The sequence below is a fragment of the Pseudundibacterium arcticum genome (assembly GCF_042646465.1).
GTDB classification, from domain to species: Bacteria; Pseudomonadota; Gammaproteobacteria; order Burkholderiales; family Burkholderiaceae_D; genus Undibacterium_A; species Undibacterium_A arcticum.
In genome coordinates this window covers 1-3,388 of sequence record NZ_JBHRTP010000099.1, presented here as the reverse complement: position 1 = coordinate 3,388, position 3,388 = coordinate 1, and the positions used below count along the sequence as shown (strand labels likewise).

3 protein-coding genes and 1 pseudogene are annotated in these 3,388 nt (G+C 52.8%); 3 read left to right on the top strand and 1 reads right to left on the bottom strand.

Features of this window, described 5'->3' with window-relative positions; translation table 11 throughout:
• Positions 1-362: 362 nt before the first annotated feature.
• From ACFOFO_RS24415 to ACFOFO_RS24405, 3 genes are all read left to right on the top strand, one after another.
• Positions 363-641: an acylphosphatase gene (locus ACFOFO_RS24415; RefSeq protein WP_390333265.1), complete on the top strand. Its 279-nt coding sequence runs from the start codon at positions 363-365 to the stop codon at positions 639-641.
• Between the two features lie 384 nt (positions 642-1,025).
• Complete coding sequence (locus tag ACFOFO_RS24410) at positions 1,026-1,808, top strand: 3-hydroxybutyrate dehydrogenase (RefSeq protein WP_390333264.1); 783 nt, start codon at positions 1,026-1,028, stop codon at positions 1,806-1,808.
• Positions 1,809-2,208: 400 nt separating this feature from the next.
• Positions 2,209-2,412: a cold-shock protein gene (locus tag ACFOFO_RS24405; RefSeq protein WP_010398811.1), complete on the top strand. Its 204-nt coding sequence runs from the start codon at positions 2,209-2,211 to the stop codon at positions 2,410-2,412.
• An 88-nt stretch (positions 2,413-2,500) separates the two neighbouring features.
• Here the strand turns inward: ACFOFO_RS24405 and ACFOFO_RS24400 are convergent.
• A pseudogene (locus ACFOFO_RS24400) lies at positions 2,501-3,337 on the bottom strand (substrate binding domain-containing protein); the annotation flags it as partial.
• Positions 3,338-3,388 lie beyond the last annotated feature (51 nt).

Sequence of the window (3,388 nt, the reverse complement as noted above, 5' to 3'; positions counted from 1 at the left end):
GATAGTGTGTATTCGCATGTGAAAGTAGGTTATCGTCAGGCTTGTTATTCCCAAAAACCCTCCGGCGCCTAGCGCCGGAGGGTTTTTGCTTTGGCGAACGAGATTGTCATTTGGAATCAATCAGCTTGTCACGGGGTTCGACGGGGTTCCACTGAACTCATTTCTTTCTTTTGTTCTTTATCCCGCTAAAATTCTTACAATACCCGTCGCCACGTCGCGACCAGGCCGTTGGCAAATGGTCGTACCGAGCCTGAGTCTATGATGCTAAAAAGATTGCGGCCGAGGCAATCCTCCCATGTTATTCGTTGCGTCCCGCAGCGAGTACAGCCGGTGTCCAGCCATCAGCATTTCGAGGAGATGGTTTGATCAAAAATCTCAAAATTACTGGTCTTGTCCAAGGCGTCGGCTTTCGTGTGGCGTTCGAACGTTCGGCTCGTTCGTACGGATTGTCGGGGTGGGTTCGTAATCGGTGCGATGGTTCCGTCGAAGCGCTGGTTTCGGGGGATAGCGACGCGATTAAGAAAATCATCGATTGGGCCAGGCAGGGCCCTGAGGGTGCCGTCGTGAAACAGATCTTGATTGAAGATGCGGATTTAACGACTCTTCGGCCCGGGCAATTCTTGCGTCTGCCCACAGAATAGTTAAAGGCGTCTCGATGAATTTTGCAGATTGCACGTTGTACATGAAGTCGAATCAGACCCTAGCGCAGCCTTGTCGGACAAATCACAGGTAGGCTATGATGTCCATCGCAATACCTTATTCCGTGTCGTCGATTTAGGTTATTCGGGCCGGCTGCAATATGGATCGGGTACCTTGACGATATGCTAATGCGCAGTGCGATTATTCCATACATGATTAAAGGCGCGGACGAACCCGGAGCGCTGGACTTAAATTGGCGTTCCTTGGGACCGGCTGCCAACTTGCCCGTATTAGAAGTCCTTTGGACCGCTTCGTCGACCATGGCTTGGCACTATCACTTTGTACTGCTGCCCGAGATCGTCGCCACTAGTAAATAAAGGAAAAATATGTTGCTCAAGGATAAAGTCGCTGTAATTACAGGTGCCGCCAGCGGGATCGGCAAGGAAATCGCATTCGAATACGCAAAAGCGGGCGCGAAGGTCGTGATCGCCGATCTGTCGCTGGAAGCCGCTGCAGCCACTGCCGACGAGATCGTCCGAACTGGCGGCGTTGCGATGGGTGTCGCGATGAATGTCACTGATGAGGCTCAGGTCGACAAGGGTATCGCCGACGTTGTAGCGGCCTATGGTTCGGTTGATGTGCTGATCAGTAACGCTGGCATCCAGATCATTAGCCCCATCGTGGATTTGCGTCTCGACGATTGGAAAAAATTATTGGCCATTCATCTGGACGGTGCGTTTCTGACTACGCGTGCCTGTATGCGCGCGATGATCAAGGGCGGCAAAGGTGGCGCCATTATTTACATGGGCTCGGTCCATTCGCATGAAGCCTCGCCGCTGAAGGCACCGTATGTCGCTGCCAAACACGGATTGCTAGGCTTGGCTAAAGTTGTTGCAAAAGAAGGGGCCAAAGACAATATCCGCGCCAATGTAATTTGTCCCGGATTTGTGCGTACGCCGTTGGTAGATAAGCAGATTCCGGAGCAGGCCAAAACACTCGGTATCAGCGAAGCGGACGTGATTAAGAACGTGATGTTGAAAGACACGGTGGATGGTGAATTTACGACTGTGCAAGATGTGGCGCAAATCGCTGTTTTTCTCGCCGGTTTTGCCAGCAATGCGTTGACCGGGCAATCGATTACTGTCAGTCATGGCTGGCACATGCAGTAACGAACATGGCCGGCAAGCCGCAAGATGGTCCAGCGGACGACGAACCGGTGGTTGGAGCAATGTCCAGGCAAGGGTCCGTGCGTTAATTTACGGGCCTTGTCGAGCCTGCCGTGTTGTGCAAGTGTCATTATTTATTTGACGCCGCGCAAAATCGATCTGTCATTCGTCAGTTAGGTTTAAACTGTACCGCGTCTGTTAGTCTGGATCGTGTTCATTATCGTCGTTCGAGAGACATCTTTCGATGCAGTGTGCAGGACGGCATGGACTTTTCAGATGTTATCGGGTATAATAAGGGGTCGTTGAGATTCGAGGTAGTAGTGCAGTATTAGTCTGTCATTCCTTTCTTGCTTCAAACGATCGACCGGGCGAAAGCCCAACTTAACTGAAATAGGAAATTGTAATGGCAACTGGTATCGTAAAATGGTTTAATGATTCTAAAGGTTTCGGCTTCATCACTCCTGATGAAGGCGGAGAAGATCTGTTCGCGCACTTTTCGGCTATCCAGTCGAACGGCTTCAAATCGCTTCAAGAGAACCAGCGCGTCTCTTTCGAAGTAACCGCCGGCCCTAAGGGCAAGCAAGCTTCGAATATTCAGCCTATCTAAGTCTGAAAAAATTGCGCAGAGCACATGTTGCTCCACGCGAAAAAATCCCCGGCTTGCCGGGGATTTTTTTGTCTTAATCCTGGGACAATCAGGCTCGTCGCCAGTAATCCGGTTCCATATAAATACGGCGCAAAAAATCGATGAAGGCACGGATGCGAAGCGGCAAATGCCGCCGTTGGGCGAACACTGCGTAGATGTCACCGCCCGGCGCCGCGAACTCATCGAGCACGGTAACCAGTTTTCCTGACTCGATTTCGGCACTGACTTCCCACATCGAGCGCCACGCAAGACCTTTGGCCGACAACGCCCAATCGTGCAGCACCTCGCCATCGTTGCAGACCATATTGCCAGCCACTTTCAGTGTCACATTCTTGCCATTCTTGCGGAAAGTCCAGCCGCGCTGGCTGCCATCGCTGCTGAACGCGAGACAATTGTGCTGCCCCAGGTCGTCCAGTGAAGTTGGTACTCCATGGCGTTTCAGATAAGCGGGCGATGCGACTACAGCGCGTTTATTCTCTGCCAGCTTGACGCCGATCAGATTGGAATCCGTCAACGACGCAATACGGATCGCCACGTCAATCCCTTCACCGATCAGGTCGGCCACACGGTCGTTCAGATCGAGCGTCAGATTTACATCCCGATGTTCGGACAGGAACGACGGAATCACTGGTGCGACGTGACGTCGACCGAAGCCGGACGGCGCCGATATCATCAGATGGCCGCTGGCCCGGGCGCTTCGCTCCGAGACCGCCGCCTCGGCATCAAGCAGGTCGGCCAGGATCCGCTGGCAATCTTCCAGGAACGTCGTCCCTTCGTTGGTCAGCGCAATTTTTCGGGTAGTTCGCTGCAACAGCTTCACGCCTAGTCGATCTTCCAGCCCATCCAGGCGGCGGCCAATCATGGCTGGCGCTACACCTTCAGTGCGTATTCCACACCAAACTGGACACCGATTTCACGGCAAACTGGACACCCATTC

Coding starts and splice junctions, on each gene's coding strand:
- ACFOFO_RS24410 (WP_390333264.1), top strand. CDS start 1,026: ATGTTGCTCAAGGATAAAGTCGCTGTAATTACAGGTGCCGCCAGCGGG.
- ACFOFO_RS24405 (WP_010398811.1), top strand. CDS start 2,209: ATGGCAACTGGTATCGTAAAATGGTTTAATGATTCTAAAGGTTTCGGC.